The organism is Psychrobacter sp. DAB_AL32B (genome assembly GCF_002224105.1).
Taxonomy (GTDB): Bacteria; Pseudomonadota; Gammaproteobacteria; order Pseudomonadales; family Moraxellaceae; genus Psychrobacter.
This window is the reverse complement of the sequence record NZ_NEXU01000032.1, coordinates 1-18,338: the sequence shown is the minus strand read 5'-3', so window position 1 is coordinate 18,338 and position 18,338 is coordinate 1. Positions and strand designations below refer to the sequence as shown.

Sequence of the window (18,338 nt, the reverse complement as noted above, 5' to 3'; positions counted from 1 at the left end):
CGTTGTAGATAAGGTAGAAACATTCCCCGCTAAGGTCAAAAAAAATATTAATTGGTGGCTAAAGAAAAACGATGATATTACAAATAAATAAATACAAATAAATAATTATAAATAAATAATTATAAATTAAGAGCAATGAGCAGAAGACAATAATCAAGTAGCCGCTATAAAGCATTACCAAAAGAGATAACTTAAGAATATTATTATTACTAAATAGAATATATTAAGCCATTATCAATAACGTCTACAATAACTATAATAAATCCATAAAAGACGTGTTTGCTTGTGGTTTTTAATGTTTCATAGTGGTTCACAATGATTGCTAGTTTTTATAGGTAACAGGCTATTAGCCGATAACCTCTATAACCGTGATTCTTGTATGCGGTAATACCATTCAAGTTGCCGATCAAAGCCAGTTTCTAATAAGCTAGCAATGACGCGTCCTGTTAGACCCCATACCGTCTCACCATCCACTTGCCAGCTTGGCGTGAGGATGGTCGCCGTCTGATCTTGCATCATATATTCTATCGAATATTCTACGGTGGGCTGAGTCAGTAAAGTTTCAAAATCTGCCCAAAAAATGCGTGAGATTTCTCCAAGTTCAGGTACTAACACTAAATCTGGAGCGATAAGCGCCACAATAGGTCGGACACTCATGCCGCTTTTGGACGTTTGGATTGGTAATTGCCCGAGCAGTTGCACTTTATTGGGCGGTAGCGCGGTCTCTTCGCAGGCTTCCCGTAAGGCGGTGACGACGTTATTACCATCGCCTGTTTCATACTTACCACCGGCACAAGAAACCTCCCCAGCATGACTATTCATATGCGCAGCGCGGCGTGTGAGTAATAACTTAGGATGGCGTTCGTGGGTGATAGCAACCAATATCGAAGCATCAGCAATAGGTGTCTGATATAGGCTATCTAAAACACGCGCGCTACGAGAGGTATTATAAGGGTCGTACAGCACCGAACTGGCGGCGGCATTTAAGGTCTCATGCTGCACCCGTTCAGCCAACTTTCTGATGGTGGGATAACGAATAAAGTCTGGCACAGCGACTGACAACTCATCAAAACATGCAGACTGCGAAAGGTTTAACATTATTATTGCCTTCTATTTTTATCAGTATCACGCGTCAGTATTAGCATCAACGAAAACTAACAGCGATATAAAATGAAATAGCACTATACATATACAGTTTTTTTATCATTGTACTGTAGCAATCAGCCACATTATAAAAACTGCTATCAACCATCAATTGCTCAACTGTGTCATTCATATATTATTTAGGAAACGCTAGTGGATAAGATTTTTTCATTAAATAAAATGCAGGGAAAAACTGATAATTGCCCGCAAAGGTTGCCATTATTAATCATTGCACTTGCTTGGGTTGGCGGCACCTTTGCTACTGCCGTGCATTACTTGGTAATTGGCAAAATGTCGCTATGATTTTGGGCTCATTCGGTGCCAGCTGCTTGCTTATTTTCGCTTATCCAGAAAGTCCATTTGCCCAGCCAAGAAACATTGTTGGCGGTCATCTAATTACCACTTTTACTGGCTTATCTTTTATGTCTTTATTTGGGATTGAGTGGTGGAGCTTGGCACTTGCGGTCGGTACGGCGATTGCCTTGATGTTATTGCTTCGAGTGCCACACCCACCTGCTGGCTCTAATCCATTAATCGTGATGCTCGGCAGCGTTAAGTGGCATTTCTTAGTTACCCCTACTTTAGTAGGCGCGCTTGCCTTGGTCGTTGTTGCATTAATTTATAATAATATCGGTAGAAACAGACATTATCCCCGCTATTGGTAAATATACATTCCAACAGTTGCCCTTCGTATAGACTAGCGCAATCTAGCTATGACCGCCTATACTTTGTGTGACTGACATGGCTGGTATATGGCAGTCATCAGCAAAAGCCAAATAATCTGAGGTTAAAAACATCAGAAATTAACAAGCCTTAAAAATTAACCTATCAAAAACAAGCTGTTTTTATTATCACTGCCAGTGCGATGAGAATTTGTGTTATCTTAGCTTTAAACACTATTAGCAGATAAAAACCTAATAGGCTATCGTCATAAAGCAATAATCATAACGCTTATAATAACCAAAACTTTTTTTCTCATTACTCGTATTTCTCACTATATAAGGCAGCTGATATGCAATATTGTCTACAATGCGGTCATAAAGCAGAACGCAAAATACCAGCCACGGATAATATACCGCGTTTGGTCTGTCCAAATTGCCACTATATTCACTATGAAAACCCAAAGGTGATTTGTGGCTCACTCGTCGTCCATAAAAACAGAGTACTACTATGTCGCCGTGCCATTGAGCCACAGTATGGTTTATGGACGCTGCCCGCTGGTTTTATGGAAAATGGAGAAACGATGGCGGAAGGCGCTGCGCGTGAGAGCTTTGAAGAAGCTGAAGCGGTTGTCCTCAATCCACAATTATATTGCTTATATGACATTCCTGATATCGGGCAAATTTATAGTATCTACATCACTGAACTAAAAGACGGTGCTTATGGTATTGGCTCTGAAAGTCTTGATTGTGCGTTATTCACAGAAGAAGACATCCCGTGGGATAAGCTTGCCTTTGAAGCAGTACGTCGAACCTTAAAGAGCTATTTTGCAGACCGTCAGCAATTCGATAGCCAGGATAAATTCCCAATTCATCAAGACTATATTGGCAAAGACCAAGCCATCAAGCGTTACTAATATTAAAGCGCTGATTTTTAAGGGCTGATTTTTAAAGGCTAAGTTTTAAGGGCTAAACGCTAGCTTTCTAAAGCGATTAACTTACAAAAGCAAGTAGTAAAAACCGTTGATAAGAATTATGCTCAAATCTCATCAACGGTTTTTTATTGCCTAAAATTAACCACTTAATTCGAATTGTGAGGATATCATGCTGACACTGCAACACTCTTTTGCGCTACTACCGCTAACTTTAGCCCTAGGGCTGACGAGTATAAGTAGTCATGCTGACAATACCCCTTTAACCGCACAAGAATCAGACCCGCAAACCCTTGGCTGGATGCAAGGCTTTCCACCGCCTAAAGATAAACTGATATCACAACCCCAGTCTGACTTTTTTAGTTTTCCTAAACTGCGCTGGACGGTCTGTCATATCCGTGAGCTGATGCCGACCACTGAAGTCAGTCGCGGTATCGGTGCACCCTCCAAACTCAACTATGAGTTAGATAAAAATATCGATGCCATCACCTTTACTCCAACCAATAGCAAACGCCAGATGACATGGCGCCAATCACTCGATGCCAATTATACTGACGGTATTATGATCATGCATCATGGCAAAGTGGTTTATGAGCGCCAAAACGGTTGTCTTAATGAGCTGGGTAATCACGCCGCGATGTCGATGACCAAATCAATGACTGGACTGCTGGCAGAAATCCTCGTCACCGAAGGTAAGCTTGATGATAAGGCATTAGTCTCTACTATCATCCCTGAGCTAGCAAAAAGTGGCTTTGGCGATGCCACGGTACGCCAAGTGATGGATATGACCACGGCGCTCGATTATAGCGAAGACTATGCGGATCCTGATGCAGACATCTGGAAATATTCAGAAGCGGCAAGCCCGTTACCAAAACCCAAAGGCTATAGCGGCCCTAATGGCTATTTTGAATACCTGCAAACGGTTGAGAAGAAAGGCGAACATGGCGTAGAGTTTAACTATCGAACAATCAATAGTGATGCGTTAGGCTGGATTATTTCACGCACCACTGGCAAGGCGGTCGATGACTTACTCTCTGAGCGCATTTGGCAAAAAATCGGTGCCGAACAAAGTGCCTATATGACTGTCGACGCTAAAGGTACGCCGTTTGCTGGCGGCGGTATTAGTGCTGGCTTGCATGACATGGCACGTATTGGCAGCTTGATGTTAAATAAAGGCGAAATCAATGGTGAACGCTTATTCCCAACCTCAGTCGTAGATAATATCGAGGCTGGCGGTGATAAAGGGGCTTTTGCAAAAGCTGGTTATAAACAGCTCAATAATGGCAGCTACAAAAGTATGTGGTGGCTATTTGATAACCCCACGCCTATATATGCAGCGCGTGGCGTCCACGGTCAAACAGTCTATGTTGACCCAGCAGCCGACATGGTCATCGTCCGTTTTGCCTCATACCCTGAAGCCAGTAATGGTAAAATTGACCCTACTTCACTACCTGCTTATAAAGCGGTGGCAAATTACTTAATTAAAAAGTAGCTGTGTAAAAGTGCAGTGCTTAAACAAGCGTAAAAATAAAAACCGCCGTTTCCAATATAAATGGAAGCGGCGGTTTTTTTATATAGCAGCTCAGCGATTGCATATAGTCGAGTCACTTTAAAACCGATATAACGCTGCTGGGATGAATTTTTCGCAGCCTCTGTCGTGCAAAGCACACAGCAAGCAAGAGAAATTTATACCAGCGGCTTATGTATATCCATGTATCTTTTTAAATTGAATCTTCTATATCTAATAACTAGCTCTTAATTTTACAAACGTTAAAGCCTAACTCTTTTACAGCAGTTTCTTTATCATAAGGTGCTAATACGGCGCGCACATGTTTTTGCCCTTGCAGATACTGCTTAGCCACGCGCTGTAAGTCAGCAACCGTAACGGCTAAGATGGCGGCACGCATTTTACGCTGCCAATCTACACCGCGATGATGCAAGTCAGCAAAGCACGCTTTGATTGCCTCGCCTGCTGGAGAGCCGGGTTTATCCATACCTGAGATAATACCCAAGATAGCTTCTTCCAATTGCTCATCTGTTTGCGGCTCATTTAATAGCCATTCGATACTGGCGTCGAAGTGCGCAAAAGTTTCAGCGCACTGCGGATCGCGGTAGCTAAAGAACTTAAAGGCACAAGCATTGGCATCATAGCCTGCGCCGCCGCCATAAGCACCGCCACGCTCACGAATGGCGCTATGCAGGTAGCCATTACGTAGGTAAGGCGCTAATACCATGAGGGCTGCCGTGTCAGGATGGTCAGCCGCTGGTACGGTATAAGCACTGGCGTTATGATAGACGTTGGTCGGAACCAACCATGCCAAATCTTCTACAGCAACTTCTTCTAGTTTAGCGCCATCATTCTCACCACTCAATGCAGCATTTAGCGATAACTCCGTAAATTCACTTGGGATATTTGCTTCAATACCAGCATCAGAACGGTTCAATTTTTCAGCAATTTCCGGCGCTTGGCTGTCTTTCCAGCTATCAACAATCAAATTGCTTAAGCGTTCAGTTTGCTCCGCTTCGCAAATAATGACCGCATGCTTAGGTAAGCTAATCAGACGTTGATGTAAGTCCATCAAACTCGTCGCCAGTTGATTCCACTGCGCATCATCAGTACTCGCATGCGTTAGGAAGTCTTTTAGCGCGTTTAAAGCTGGTAGACCGCTGCGCACATACTCTAGCTGCGCTTGACGACTCATACCACGACTGGCAGTTTGCATCGCATATGAATGCCCTGAACCCGCAAGGTTTGATTGCCAGCCTGCTTGACGCTGCTGCAAAATCTCTTTGATACGATCATGCTCACTAAAGACGCTATGCTCCATAACTTCTTTAAGCAAATCAATCGCTTCAGGCTTGCGATTAAGCGCGCGAGTGGCAACTACAAAGTAGCTACTAATCGCTTGGCTGTCATCAATATTGGTACGCTGACTGACACGCGCCGTCACACCAGATGAATGCGCCGCTTGCTTGGCTTGCATCTCGTGTGCGCTGAGCGAATCCGTACCCAACTCTGATAATAAGCTTAAATAAATCGGCAGTAACGGATGATTAATCACTTCGTTTACTGGTAGCTCGGCATTCTTATTAGCACCAATCTCATCGGTTAATGGCACGATTATTTGATAATAATACAAGCCGTTGGTGCCCGCTTCATATTCAAATAAGGTGCTGTCTTTGCCGCTTAGGTTAATCTGCTTTTGCGTGCCTTGCTTAAAGCTAATGTCGGTCGGTACATCTTCTAAACCAACTTTTGGTAATAAGCTTAAATCATCAGGCGCTGCTTGGCGCGCTGCCAAATCCAATGCTTGTTGTTTTAAGATATCTTTATCGTGAGTGGTCAAATCCATGGCGATAGTATCGAGACGCGTTTGCTCAGCTGCCGCCAGACGAGCTGTTTTTTCGCTATCCGGCGTCATCGTGACGCGCACACGGTGCTGATTATCTAACAGGTGCGTTTTAATTAAATTCGGCAGCCACTGCTCATCTTTTACTTGCTCACGTAGCCATTGTAAATGCTCATCAACTTCCCAGACATCGATAGGATTGCCATCATGAATCGCGGTACTAAAGCCTTCTAGCATCAAGTTCAGACCATAAGGCATGCTATCACCGCCGATATGACGCTGATCAATCTCGATTTGATGCAAAATAGTTTCAATAGTCTCATCATCGACTGGCGCGCTTGCAACCTTGGTCAACAAATCAATAACGCCCTGCTCTACTGCTTCAGCGTGTTCAGGGTTAGAGCCACGTAGTCCAGTATAAAAGACCATTTCATAATGACTGTCATCCAATCCCAATAACGGACTTGGCGCTTTACCTAGTGGATGGCTATCCAAATAAGCACGTAACGGCGAGCCAGCATGTTCAATCAATACGCCTTCTAATAGACGCAGTGCCAAACGCTGCTTTGGATCAGTAATCGATGGCAATAACCAAGCAAGTACGTGATGCGTTTGATCGGGACCAGCTTCGTCAGCGGTATAAGTATCAGTGGCACTAATCGGCGCAGACAAACGCTGCTCTGGACGCGACACGTGTTTTTTACCGGCTTCAAACTCAATCAAAGCATCGTCATGGATTTTTGCTTGGGTCTCAGCGACTGGAATATTACCAAAGCTCATAATCACACTGTTTGACGGATGATAATGGCTCTGATGAAATTCAACCAGCTCATTATGAGTCAGGTCTGGGATATCAGCAGGATCACCGCCCGAATTATAGTGATAGGTCGTCGTTGGGAATAAATGATGGGCAACCGTATGATACAACTGATCAATCTCGCCACTCATCGCGCCTTTCATCTCATTAAAGACGATACCTTTAAACTGCGGCTTATCATTTTCGTCCAACTCAACACGAATACCTTCTTGGGCAAAATCAAGCGGATGAATATTCGGGAAAAATGATGCATCAAGATAGACGGCAAGTAAGTTAAAGTAATCATTTTTATTTTGCGTGGCATACGGATACGCCGTCCAGTCAGCCGCCGTCATCGCATTCATAAAGGTATTTAATGAGCGCTTAATCATTGAAAAGAACGGATCACGAACAGGGAATTTCTTCGAGCCGCATAAGGCGACGTGCTCTAAAATATGCGCCTCGCCCTTTGAATCCATCGGTTGGGTGCGAAAGCCAACTAAAAAGGCATTTTCATCACTGGGATGCGCCAAATGATAGTGCATCGCTCCCGTTTTTACATGCTGACTGATCAACACATCCATTGATAATGCATCAATGTGGCGGTGCTCAAGCAGCTCAAAGGCTGGATGCAGGGTTAAATCAGCAGTAAATGGCGTGTCAGTCATAGTTGTCCTTATAGATTACCTTGATATCATCGTCATTAATGGATGACATCAGGGTAAATCATAGAAAATAGTGAAATTTATATTTATAAAAATATCGGCTTGATAAAAATATTATCGGTAATCTTCAAATTAAATGGCGTTTATAAAGGCATAGCAGCGACATAATGATCAATAACAACTCATTACCGCTTTGTGTATTTATAAGCTAAAAAGAATTTGCCTAACGAGGTTAGATGGGGCTAATACGGTGATAAGTCAAGACAGTGCATGGAGAAAGATAATTAGTAATAAAGAATAACGTATAAAGATAATGCGCATTTCACAAAGCCCACTTAACAGTAGTCATTAGTAGTGTTATAGTTAAAATCATCTGTCACAAGGAGCCGCTCATGAGTTACCAACATATATTACTGGTTACAGACCTAATGTCCGATGCCGATGTGGTCGCCCAAAAGGCCAAACGTATCGTCGATAATCGTCCTAACTCTAAGCTATCGGTACTACATATTGTCAAAGATACCATGGTTGGCTTCGGCTATGAGCTGGTGCCTGCCTCAAGCCTATATGATGAGATTGATGATGAGCGCTGCCAAGAAGCGCGCGCAAAACTGGCGCAGTTTTTAGACCGCAATGAATTAAACGTGGTTAATTCTGAAGTGACCACTGCTATCTCAAATAGTGAAGGTATCGTCAACTATTGCCACAAGCATGACGTCGATTTGTTGGTCATCGGTCGTCATGAACGTCATGGTATAGCAGCTTGGTTAAGCGGAGCAACCGCGGATAATATCTTACCCAATGTACCTTGTGATAGCTTGGTGGTGAGACTCGATAAGCCTGTCTCAAAATAACCATAGGCTTATTATTGTCTTATATAATCAGCTACTAAAAAGCGCCGTGTCATTATTGACGCGGCGCTTTTTTATTTTTAGCTAAAACGGCGATTGCCTATCAAGTTTGAGCTTGACCCTGTTCAATAATATCAATAAACGTCTGCCAAATCGGGCTTTGATGACGGGCTTTATGCCAGACTAACCACCATGTCCGTGACAAATCTATACCCGCCACTTTCACCTGCACCAGCTGTCCTTTGGCTAGCTCGGCATGAATGACGTGCTGAGATAAACAGCCAAGTCCAATATCTGCGCTCACCATATGCTTAATTGCTTCAGATTGCTGAATCGCCATAATGATTTCTGCATTAGGTAAATATTGCAATAATTGCTCATCAATAATCTGCCGTGTACCCGAACCCGCTTCACGTACTAGTAATGGCAACTTTGCCAGTTGCTCAGTACTTAGCTCATAGCAATGATCAGCATCGTTATACGCTGCAACCTCTTTTAGCCACTTACTATCGCGCTTAGCAAATACCATCAAGGTGTCTGTCCGCCACTCTCGTTGCTCAATCGCTTTCATATCCGTCGGCCGCGGCATCCCTTCTACTAGCGCAATATCAATATTTAATTGTTCAACCTCATTGACCACTTCTTGGGTATTGGCAATATACATATCGACATTCGCATCTGGCAATATCTCGTATAGCTTGGCAAGCAGCGGCGGCAGTACATAATTGCCAATGGTGGTACTCGCACCGATATGAATCTGACCTACTTGCGATTTATGATAATGCTCAAGCGTCAATGCTTGCCCTAAGATTGCTTGCGCCTGTATATAAATAGGATGAGCATTGGGATGCTGATTAAGCCTGCGCCCGACCCGCTCAAATAGTGGCATCTGCAACCTTGTTTCTAATTCTGTCAGCGCACTACTGACCGCTGATTGTGACAAATGCATCACTTCACTAGCACGGCTGGTGCTGCCTGTTTGATAAATACTGACAAATACGGCCAGTTGCCGCAGCGTAATCTTCGGTATAGTCTGTACGGCTTTTTTCATAAGCACATCTATCCTTTATGTCTGTTTTTACTTATGTAGTTTTAATAACCTTTTCATTCTCAACTTAAGAAATAACTGAAATTAGTTTAATAACCTATAAAATCGATAATTCATATCTTATTAATCTGTTTTTATTATAGGTAGTACTGACTTATAATGTCTAGTCATAAGCTTATGCTATTTTCGATTAACGAGAATAGCAGTCTTATAAAAATTAGCCGTACTACCCAAAACATATCACTAGGACAGTCCGTCATGAACGCCTTAATGCAGTCAGTAAATAGCTATTTTCCACGCAAACACCATCTCGCAGGGCTTATCGCCGTGCTAATTGGCAGCTTATTTTGTCTGTGGTTAAATAGCAGTTTGCACACTTGGACAAACGGGCGCATCGTGGGACTGTCATCGCTCACGCTAGCGATTTTAATCGGTATGATACTTGGCAATACGGTCTATACCAATTTCGCTGAGCACTTAAATGAAGGGGTCGGTTTTGCTAAAGGGCAGATTTTAAGACTCGCCATTATGTTCTATGGTTTTAAATTGACCCTAACCCAAGTATCAAGTGTCGGTCTACCAGCAGTGATGAGCGATGCGTTGGTGCTCACATCAACCTTTTTATTAACCTATTGGATAGGCACCAAATTATTAAAAGTGGATAGAGAAACCACGATATTGATAGGCTCAGGCGCTAGTATTTGTGGAGCAGCAGCTGTCATCGCCGCCGATCCAATCGTCAAAGCAGAAGCGCACAAAGTTACTATCGCGGTCGCAACGGTCGTGGTATTTGGCACAATCGCTATGCTGCTTTATCCGTTTCTCTATCATCTTGGCTGGTTACAGCCTTGGCTAAGCGCGCAAGATTATGGCGTCTATACCGGCTCGACCATTCATGAAGTCGCGCAAGTGGTGGTCGCTGGTAATACCGTCAGTGCTGACGTTGGCGATACCGCAGTCGTCACTAAAATGATACGAGTGATGATGCTCGCCCCTTTCTTATTGGTACTGTCTTTTGCTCTGACCAAAGGCAATAGCGAAAATGGTCAAACCGCTTCATTTATGAGCCGTATCAAAGAAGTTAAAGTGCCATGGTTCGCCTTTATTTTTATTTTAATCGTCTTGTTGCATACTTGGCTAAATATATCTGAGAGCTTTGAGCGTAGTATGATAATGTTCGACGATGTCCTGTTAACGATGGCGATGTTTGCGCTTGGTCTCACCACCCATCTCAGCGCCATCAAACAAGCTGGCGTCAAACCACTGATATTAGGTGCGATTATGTTTGCTTGGTTAATCGTTGGTGGTGGATTGATTAATATCGGCATTAGCTTTATTTAAGAGGCCAAATGACTTAACACCCTCTACTTCATCTAAAACCAAAAATGCCTACGACTATGATAATAGTACGTAGGCATTTTTTTGTTTATAGTTTGATTTAATAACTATTTATCTTAAAGCTCAAGTTTTTAATATTAGGATATTTATATTAAATTATAGACGAAAAAAAACGAACCCGAAGGTTCGTTTTTTATTCATCTTGCTCTAATTGTCTAAAAAGACAAATTAGATAGCAACGATGTTATGAGCTTGTGGACCTTTTTGACCTTGAGTTACAGTGAACTCAACTTCTTGGCCTTCAGCTAAAGTTTTGAAGCCTGAACCAGTGATTTCGCTGTAATGAGCAAAAACGTCTGCGCCAGTTTCTGGAGCGATAAAACCAAAGCCTTTAGCTTCGTTGAACCACTTAACTGTACCTTTTTGAGTATCTGACATATCGATAATCCTACTTTTTAATTTATTAATGGCCTAGTGACCGGTAACGCTTGCAAATAGCTACTGAACGATAAATATTAAAACGAAGGATTATAACTAATACTACGAGGTAATGATTTGGTGCAGAACTGCTCTTAAGCTTGGAGGTATTATAAGGGCAACATCTCATTATCGCAAGCCTTATCTCAGATTTCGTGTAACTGAAGCTAGTTATTGGCTGTTTTTCTCCCTAATTGCAACAATTTTAGGCATTTGGCAAGCGGAACAAATATATCGCTACCCCACTACATACCAAGGCTACCGACCATGCCACCCACATCATATCGGCAGGAATGCTAAAAAACAACATCGTTGTCGATATTGCCATCATTATGGTTGCTAACCACTTCCCATATAAGGGTACAGCATGACGATCTTCCCAGTCACGGACATATTTACCAAAATATTTATGATTAATCAGCCAAAAATGGAAGCGTCGTGAGCTACGTGCCCAGCAACCTGCCGCCAGTAAGATAAAAGGTGCTGTCGGCATGACAGGTAATAGGATACCAATGATACCCAAGGCAAAAAACACCCAGCCAAATATCAAAAACATCCAACGCACGGTTGGACTGTTATGTTGATTGGTCTTAGGTCGATAATAAAAAGCTTTCTTTGATTGAGTCATGAGAGTTTTATCAGTCAGTGTTAGACATTAGGTCATTAGGTATGGACTACCTATTATAAGCTATCAAAGATAAAGAAGTTGATAACGCAGTTCAAGACTGATTTTGCACGGTTTTGCTACTGATGGGTATGTTTGGTTAGTGATTGAGTAAATGAGTACAACTAAATATTTTAGAATTATTATCTTTAGCATGGCAATTAGTATCAGCTCTGAGACGAATAACATGTGTATTTCGCTATATTTTGGATAGCTAGCATCTTGGTTTTAAGTCAAATGAATGGGATAAAAAAACCGCTCACAGTTTAGGTGGTGAGCGGTTTTTATTGACTGTACAAAGCATTCTCGACAGATAGGTTTTACTTCTAATGCTAGACCAATATCAACGCCAGTAATGCAAATATCAAAAAATAGCCAAAGACAGCCATAATCGCATACATGGTTTTAATATCTTTACCCTTAATCTGCATGCTGGCTAACGTATTACCAAGTTTCAAAATCGAGATGGTATAGAAATAAAATGCTAATAACAGAAGTACCATGCTAATGGTGAATATGGCGATGGAAGACAGCGCGCCAAAGAAAACCACCGTTCCAGGGAACAACGCCTCGCCTTTGATAATTAAAACCAATAGCACGATAGCCACACCTGATGCGGACGCGTGGAAAAATATAATATCGTGCCACGTTGCATCCGTTTTATAAAAACTGGACTCAATATCGAGCCTGTCGCTACTGAGTGCTTTTGGCATAGCGCCCTTATCACGGATTAACTTACGACCTTTTATATTACTTATAGCAATAAGGAGGGTAAAAAATGACAGGGCGACCCAAAAAATCACATACATATTTATCTTTATCATAGTAATTATTCCTAAACCTAGAGAAACTTGATTTAAAAATATCTTGTGTACTACAAGATTCGATATAATATCTTCTACTTATTTCCTTATTTCCTTATTTGTATAGTCTCAATTTTTATAGTAATTAATACTCATCTGTTTATATTATCAGCCCTATCGCTTTGATTTGTAACAAAATGTCTAATACAAAGTTTGCCGTAGCAGTGCTAGTAACTAGCAAGTAGCCTGCTTTGTTTGGTGACTAACATAAAAAAACCGCTCACAGTTTAAATTGTAGGCGGTTTTATTTTTAACGATAAGATTCTGACTTATTTCACTATCAATCCTATTTCGCGTGCTTCTTCAAGTCAGCTTATATAATCCGACTTAAAAACGTTGCTCATTTAATTCAGGGGTAACTTTCCCAATAGTCGGCGATGACGGCTGGGAAACAATAGTCTTTTGGCATTACAGTAATAGCGATTGGCACTAATATTGATTTGGTCACGCCGCCGATACTCTCACAAGTGGCATCGGTGGGTACGTCATAATAAATCACGCGCAAAGTATTCTGCGGACAGAGGTCTGAGCACTGGAATGACTTAACTACTGCAATGCCGTGATGATAGCCGATGACCCACTGCTGTGCGCCTTCGGTTGGCGCTGATTCTTTTTGCTCAGCAGCTCGAATAAGATCGGTGTCTGTCAAAGTGTCTTCATTAGTTGGCGGTGAAACGATAACGCAAGCGCTTAGGCTTAGAAATAAGGCACTTAAAGCAAGAGCTTTGGCAGTTGATGTTATTTGCATAGTAAACGTCCTTGTTTAAAATGAATGATATTAAAATCTAGCGTCTTAGTCTTTAAATTAACCCAATAACCAAACTACCGCTACCCAAGTAAAGAGCAACATACCAATATTGGCATGGAAAAAAGTTGGAATCACACTGTCTTTTATATGATCATGCTGTCCATCGGCATTTAGACCAGCGGTGGCGCCAAGTGTAAGAGTAGAAGCTGGAGAACCAGCGTCGCCTAATGCAGCAGAAGCGCCAAGCATCGCTAGCGCCGCCAACGGTGAAAAACCAAGGGCAAAGGCTAACGGAATATAAATTGGTGCTAAGATTGGTACAGAAGCAAACGAGTCGCCAAAACCAATGGTAATAAATAAACCGACGATTAACATTACTGCCGCACCAAAGAGTTTATTATCACCAAAAAACTGGGTAGCCGATTGTACTAGCGGATCTATGTCGCCAGTGGCCGTTAATAGCGCGCCAAAACTAGAAGCAATAGTAATAATCACGGCGATTTCAGCCATTAAACGCACACCTTGAGTAAAAACATCATCTTGAGCCTGCCAGCGATAAATGCCAGAAAAACCAAGAATCATAAACCCAATCATTGCCCCAATAAATAGTGAATCAAAATAAATTTGGAACAATAACACCACCACAACCGCTAATGCGGTAAATAGTAATGGCTGCAAACCAATCTCGATTTTTTCTTGAACAGGTGCTACATACGTATCTAGTTTTTCTGGCTGCGTATAATCACGTGGTTTACGATAAGTAATCAAGACTGCAAATAGCATTCCAGCAAGAATTCCCATCACTGGAAAAAACATCGCTTTAGGAGCCATACTTGCAGTAGCAGCATATCCTGACGCTGCGCCAACACTATTAAAATTTTCTAGCAAAATCTCATTCAGATAAATAGCACCAAAACCAAACGGTAGTAAAAGATAAGAAGCACTAATTCCACATGCAAGAATACAGGCAACAGCACGGCGATCAATTTTCAAACGATTCATCAGCCCAAGCAACGGTGGAATAAGTACTGGAATAAAGGCAATATGTACTGGAATTAGGTTTTGCGAGAGCAATGAGGCAACAATAAATAAACTAAACAGCATCCATTTAACTTGTTTACGTACATTAACCCCATCACGATTTAAGCTACTGGCCATTTTCTGCGCGACCCAATCGAGAATACCACTTCTCGCAAGCGCAACTGCAAACGCTCCGACCATGATATAGGTCATACCTACCTGTGCGCCACTGAGTAGATTGTCATTTAATACCTGTAAGATATCAGGAAATGCCATTCTTGCATGGAGGCCACCAAGCAAAGCAGCAGAAAGTAATGAAACTGCAACAGGAATTTTGATCAGACAAAATACCACCATTAGTACAATAGCTAAGACTACTGCATTAATAGGAACGGCCAATACCCATAACAATCCGTAAATAATTGCCAATATACCTAGAATAGGCAGTGCGCGGCTAAGAAAAAAATGATCCTCACGATAAGCAGATAACATAACGTTCCTTAAAATAGCATTTCAAATTATTCAATTTTTTAGACAAGACTTGAAAAGATGTTAAAACAATATGCAATATACACATATTGATTCTAATTAGTAACGCCCATGATCTACTATTTTATATAGTATTTTTAATTGATTAAATCCTGAATACAAAGAACAACCTGAGACATAAAATTTATTGCCAGTCGTATAAACGATAAAAAAACACCATCATAGATTTATGATGGTGTTTTTAGGATAAAATTACAGGTATTAATATGCTTATTTGATTTTACAACGCCTTCAACTCTTCCATCTGCGCTGTCATCGCCGTCAGCTGCCCTTCTAGCTCAGCCAATTTAGCCTTTTCAGCATCGACTACTTCTACAGGTGCTTTACTGACAAAGCCTTCATTGCCTAATTTGCGTGAGATACCTTCAGCTTGACCTTTCAACTTATCATATGACTTGCCCAGACGAGCCAGCTCAGCAGTAGGATCAATCAGACCTTTCATTGGGACAAGGACGCGCAGCTGCCCAATCATACTAGATGATGATAGTGGCACGTCATCACCTTCTTTTAGTATCTCTAGGCTCTCTACTTTAGCCAGCGCCTTAAACTGATTGGCGATACGCGATAGACGCGCGTCTTCCGCTGCCGAGATATTTTGTAGCAATACTGGCAGACGTACCGCATTACCCAGTTTCATCTCACCACGGATATTACGCACACTAGCGATGAGCTGTTGTAGCCACGCCATATCGGCTTCAACTTGCGCGTTAATCTGTGCATTATCGGTTTGTGGATAATCAGCGATCACGATGCTATCAGTATTTTTGCGACCCAATAACGGCGCGATGGTTTGCCAGATTTGCTCGGTCAGATACGGCATGATTGGATGGCTAAAGCGTAGCGCCGTCTCAAGCACATGCAACAGTACATAGCGAATTTGCGCTTTACGCTCGCTTGACACCGAGTCATCATTTAGGCTGGCTTTGGCAAGCTCAACATACCAGTCACAGTATTCATTCCAGATAAATTCATAGATATCATGGCTGACCATATCGAGACGATACTGGGCAAAATGCTGATGAATATTGGCAACCGTTGAGTTCAAACGACTCATAATCCATTTTTCTGGTAATTCCCAAACCTCTGGATTGGCGGCTTGGTCAATCGCTTGGGCATTGTCTTCTTTGTCGACACAGTTCATCAGCACAAAGCGGCTGGCGTTCCAGATTTTATTACAAAAATTACGATAGCCCTCGACACGCTTTAAATCAAAGTTGATATCGCGACCAGTACTGGCAAGCGAGGTAAAAGTAAAACGTAGCGCATCGGTACCAAATGCTGGAATGCCTTTAGGGAATTCTTTACGCGTTTGCTTTTCGATTTTCGCCGCGTCTTTTGGATTCATCATATTGCTGGTGCGTTTTTCGACCAACGCCTCAAGCTCGATACCATCGATAAGATCGATTGGATCTAAGACGTTACCTTTAGATTTGGACATTTTCTGACCATTGCCATCACGTACTAGACCATGCACATAAACAGTCTTAAACGGTACTTGCGGCGTGCCATCTTCATTTTTGACGAAATGCATGGTCATCATGATCATGCGGGCAACCCAAAAGAAGATAATGTCAAAACCGGTAACCAACACGCTGGTCGGGTGAAAGGTTTTGAGCACGCGCGGATCCGCATTGACGTCCGCCCAATCAAGCGTACTAAATGTCCACAGACCGGAGCTAAACCACGTATCAAGTACGTCATCGTCTTGGCGTAATTTTACGTCGTCGCTTAGATTATATTTTGTGCGCACTTCAGCTTCATCACGCGCCACATAAATCTCACCGGTCGCGTCGTCATACCAAGCTGGGATACGATGTCCCCACCAGAGCTGACGACTGATACACCAGTCTTGCAAATCAGTCATCCACGACATATACATGTTTTTATATTGCGCAGGGACAAACTCAATACTGCCATTTTCTACCGCGTCAATCGCAGGCTTAGCAAGTTTATTGACTGCCACATACCACTGATCGGTCAACCACGGCTCAACGATCGTACCGCCACGCTCAGCACGCGGTGCTTTTAGCGCGTAGTCTTCGATATCTTCTAGCCAGCCTTGCTCGCTTGCTTGCGCCACTAAAATTTTACGCGCGGCAAAACGCTCAAGTCCTGCATAGCTGTTACCTAAATGGTCGGCAGGCGTGGTTTCAAGCTCTGGCTCACGCGTTTGCAGGTCAGGATAAACCTCCATCGCTGGTAAAATATTGGCGCGCTCATCAAGGATATTAATGAGTGGCAAGTTATGACGGCGACCCAACTCATAGTCATTAAAATCATGGGCTGGGGTGATTTTTACGCAGCCAGTACCAAAGTCTTTTTCGACATAATCATCAGCAACGATAGGCACGATGCGACCAGTAATTGGTAAAGTAATCGTTTTGCCAACTAAATGTGCATAACGCTCATCACTTGGATTGACTGCAACGGCGGTATCACCCAATAAAGTTTCCGGACGCGTAGTCGCGACGACCAGATAGTTTTTACCATCTTGGGTAGTGATATCTTTATCGGTGAAATGATAACGGAAATGCCACAAGCTGCCTTTTTCGTCATGGTTTTCGACTTCTAAATCCGATAGTGCCGTTTGGAACTTTGGATCCCAATTGACCAAACGCTTACCGCGATAAATTAAGCCATCATCGAAAAGACGGACGAACACTTCTTTAACGGCATTTGATAAACCATCATCCATGGTAAAGCGCTCACGCGACCAATCGACCGAGCTACCCAAACGGCGAATCTGACGGGTAATATTGTCGCCCGACTCTTCTTTCCATTCCCAAACTTTACCGATGAAGTCTTCACGAGTCATATCACGACGCTTAATACCCTCAGCTTCCAGACGACGCTCAACGACCATTTGGGTTGCGATACCTGCATGATCTGTACCCGGCTGCCAAAGCGTATTGTCACCATCCATGCGGTGATAACGCGTTAGCGCATCCATAATGGCATTATTAAAGCCATGACCCATATGCAGCGAACCAGTCACGTTTGGCGGTGGTAGTGCGATAGAGAAAGACTCATCTTTATCAAAGCTCGGCTTAAAATAACCGCTTTCTTCCCAGCCTTGATACATGCCAGCCTCAACCTCTGCAGGATTGTAGGCGTGCTCAAGTTGGCTTAGCGCTGCTTGGATAGATTGGGTCAGGTTGGTCTTAGTGTTAGTGTCGGTATTAGGATTGCTCATAATAGAATGGTCTTTTATTAATAATGAATGTGGTCAAATAAA

At 42.6% G+C, this 18,338-nt stretch carries 15 protein-coding genes; 6 read left to right on the top strand and 9 right to left on the bottom strand.

The features are described 5' to 3' along the window. Window positions 1-360 precede the first annotated feature (360 nt). Window positions 361-1,098: a CoA pyrophosphatase gene (locus CAN34_RS04065; RefSeq protein ID WP_089554555.1), complete on the bottom strand. Its 738-nt coding sequence runs from the start codon at window positions 1,096-1,098 to the stop codon at window positions 361-363. Between the two features lie 198 nt (window positions 1,099-1,296). Between CAN34_RS04065 and CAN34_RS14450 the strand changes: the two genes are divergently transcribed. The 4 genes from CAN34_RS14450 (at window position 1,297) to CAN34_RS04050 (ending at window position 4,226) form a co-directional block, all read left to right on the top strand. Beyond that, a complete protein-coding gene (locus CAN34_RS14450; RefSeq protein ID WP_254423079.1) occupies window positions 1,297-1,446 on the top strand; it encodes a hypothetical protein in 150 nt (49 codons plus the stop codon). Further along, window positions 1,443-1,808 carry an HPP family protein gene (locus tag CAN34_RS04060; protein WP_254423078.1) on the top strand — a complete coding sequence of 122 codons (366 nt, stop codon included), beginning with the start codon at window positions 1,443-1,445 and terminating at the stop codon, window positions 1,806-1,808. The genes CAN34_RS14450 and CAN34_RS04060 overlap by 4 nt, the downstream gene beginning before the upstream one ends. 347 nt (window positions 1,809-2,155) lie before the next feature. Then, window positions 2,156-2,719, top strand: coding sequence for an NUDIX hydrolase (locus tag CAN34_RS04055; protein ID WP_089554554.1), 564 nt, complete (start codon window positions 2,156-2,158; stop codon window positions 2,717-2,719). A 187-nt stretch (window positions 2,720-2,906) separates the two neighbouring features. After that, window positions 2,907-4,226, top strand: coding sequence for a serine hydrolase (locus CAN34_RS04050; RefSeq protein WP_089554553.1), 1,320 nt, complete (start codon window positions 2,907-2,909; stop codon window positions 4,224-4,226). 256 nt (window positions 4,227-4,482) lie between these two features. Here CAN34_RS04050 and CAN34_RS04045 read toward each other — a convergent pair whose 3' ends face one another. Next, complete coding sequence (locus CAN34_RS04045; protein ID WP_089554552.1) at window positions 4,483-7,548, bottom strand: insulinase family protein; 3,066 nt, start codon at window positions 7,546-7,548, stop codon at window positions 4,483-4,485. A 389-nt stretch (window positions 7,549-7,937) separates the two neighbouring features. On the opposite strand from CAN34_RS04045, the gene CAN34_RS04040 reads away from it, so the two are divergent. Continuing rightward, on the top strand, window positions 7,938-8,399 hold the full coding sequence (locus CAN34_RS04040) for a universal stress protein (protein WP_079692627.1): 462 nt from the start codon (window positions 7,938-7,940) through the stop codon (window positions 8,397-8,399). A gap of 100 nt (window positions 8,400-8,499) precedes the next feature. Here the strand turns inward: CAN34_RS04040 and CAN34_RS04035 are convergent, their stop codons facing one another. Further along, window positions 8,500-9,447 carry a LysR substrate-binding domain-containing protein gene (locus tag CAN34_RS04035; RefSeq protein ID WP_089554551.1) on the bottom strand — a complete coding sequence of 316 codons (948 nt, stop codon included), beginning with the start codon at window positions 9,445-9,447 and terminating at the stop codon, window positions 8,500-8,502. Between the two features lie 255 nt (window positions 9,448-9,702). On the opposite strand from CAN34_RS04035, the gene CAN34_RS04030 reads away from it, so the two are divergent. Beyond that, window positions 9,703-10,785 carry a YeiH family protein gene (locus CAN34_RS04030; RefSeq protein WP_089554550.1) on the top strand — a complete coding sequence of 361 codons (1,083 nt, stop codon included), beginning with the start codon at window positions 9,703-9,705 and terminating at the stop codon, window positions 10,783-10,785. Window positions 10,786-11,010: 225 nt separating this feature from the next. Here CAN34_RS04030 and CAN34_RS04025 read toward each other — a convergent pair whose 3' ends face one another. The 6 genes from CAN34_RS04025 to CAN34_RS04000 all read right to left on the bottom strand — a co-directional run bounded on the left by CAN34_RS04025 (window position 11,011) and on the right by CAN34_RS04000 (window position 18,296). Next, complete coding sequence (locus CAN34_RS04025) at window positions 11,011-11,220, bottom strand: cold-shock protein (protein ID WP_010201661.1); 210 nt, start codon at window positions 11,218-11,220, stop codon at window positions 11,011-11,013. 244 nt (window positions 11,221-11,464) lie between these two features. Then, complete coding sequence (locus CAN34_RS04020; protein ID WP_089554549.1) at window positions 11,465-11,887, bottom strand: YbaN family protein; 423 nt, start codon at window positions 11,885-11,887, stop codon at window positions 11,465-11,467. Window positions 11,888-12,255: 368 nt separating this feature from the next. Continuing rightward, entirely contained in the window at window positions 12,256-12,747 is a 492-nt protein-coding gene (locus CAN34_RS04015) for a hypothetical protein (protein ID WP_123891899.1), read from the bottom strand. A gap of 388 nt (window positions 12,748-13,135) precedes the next feature. Then, a complete protein-coding gene (locus tag CAN34_RS04010; protein ID WP_089554547.1) occupies window positions 13,136-13,534 on the bottom strand; it encodes a hypothetical protein in 399 nt (132 codons plus the stop codon). A gap of 57 nt (window positions 13,535-13,591) precedes the next feature. Then, window positions 13,592-15,046: a Na+/H+ antiporter NhaC family protein gene (locus CAN34_RS04005; protein ID WP_089554546.1), complete on the bottom strand. Its 1,455-nt coding sequence runs from the start codon at window positions 15,044-15,046 to the stop codon at window positions 13,592-13,594. A 277-nt stretch (window positions 15,047-15,323) separates the two neighbouring features. Then, a complete protein-coding gene (locus CAN34_RS04000) occupies window positions 15,324-18,296 on the bottom strand; it encodes a valine--tRNA ligase (protein WP_089554545.1) in 2,973 nt (990 codons plus the stop codon). Window positions 18,297-18,338: the final 42 nt, after the last annotated feature.

Bases quoted from the DNA above. Each gene is read 5' to 3' on its own strand.
- CAN34_RS04065 (WP_089554555.1), bottom strand. From the start codon at position 1,098: ATGTTAAACCTTTCGCAGTCTGCATGTTTTGATGAGTTGTCAGTCGCT.
- CAN34_RS04060 (WP_254423078.1), top strand. From the start codon at position 1,443: ATGATTTTGGGCTCATTCGGTGCCAGCTGCTTGCTTATTTTCGCTTAT.
- CAN34_RS04055 (WP_089554554.1), top strand. From the start codon at position 2,156: ATGCAATATTGTCTACAATGCGGTCATAAAGCAGAACGCAAAATACCA.
- CAN34_RS04050 (WP_089554553.1), top strand. From the start codon at position 2,907: ATGCTGACACTGCAACACTCTTTTGCGCTACTACCGCTAACTTTAGCC.
- CAN34_RS04045 (WP_089554552.1), bottom strand. From the start codon at position 7,548: ATGACTGACACGCCATTTACTGCTGATTTAACCCTGCATCCAGCCTTT.
- CAN34_RS04040 (WP_079692627.1), top strand. From the start codon at position 7,938: ATGAGTTACCAACATATATTACTGGTTACAGACCTAATGTCCGATGCC.
- CAN34_RS04035 (WP_089554551.1), bottom strand. From the start codon at position 9,447: ATGAAAAAAGCCGTACAGACTATACCGAAGATTACGCTGCGGCAACTG.
- CAN34_RS04030 (WP_089554550.1), top strand. From the start codon at position 9,703: ATGAACGCCTTAATGCAGTCAGTAAATAGCTATTTTCCACGCAAACAC.
- CAN34_RS04025 (WP_010201661.1), bottom strand. From the start codon at position 11,220: ATGTCAGATACTCAAAAAGGTACAGTTAAGTGGTTCAACGAAGCTAAA.
- CAN34_RS04020 (WP_089554549.1), bottom strand. From the start codon at position 11,887: ATGACTCAATCAAAGAAAGCTTTTTATTATCGACCTAAGACCAATCAA.
- CAN34_RS04015 (WP_123891899.1), bottom strand. From the start codon at position 12,747: ATGATAAAGATAAATATGTATGTGATTTTTTGGGTCGCCCTGTCATTT.
- CAN34_RS04010 (WP_089554547.1), bottom strand. From the start codon at position 13,534: ATGCAAATAACATCAACTGCCAAAGCTCTTGCTTTAAGTGCCTTATTT.
- CAN34_RS04005 (WP_089554546.1), bottom strand. From the start codon at position 15,046: ATGTTATCTGCTTATCGTGAGGATCATTTTTTTCTTAGCCGCGCACTG.
- CAN34_RS04000 (WP_089554545.1), bottom strand. From the start codon at position 18,296: ATGAGCAATCCTAATACCGACACTAACACTAAGACCAACCTGACCCAA.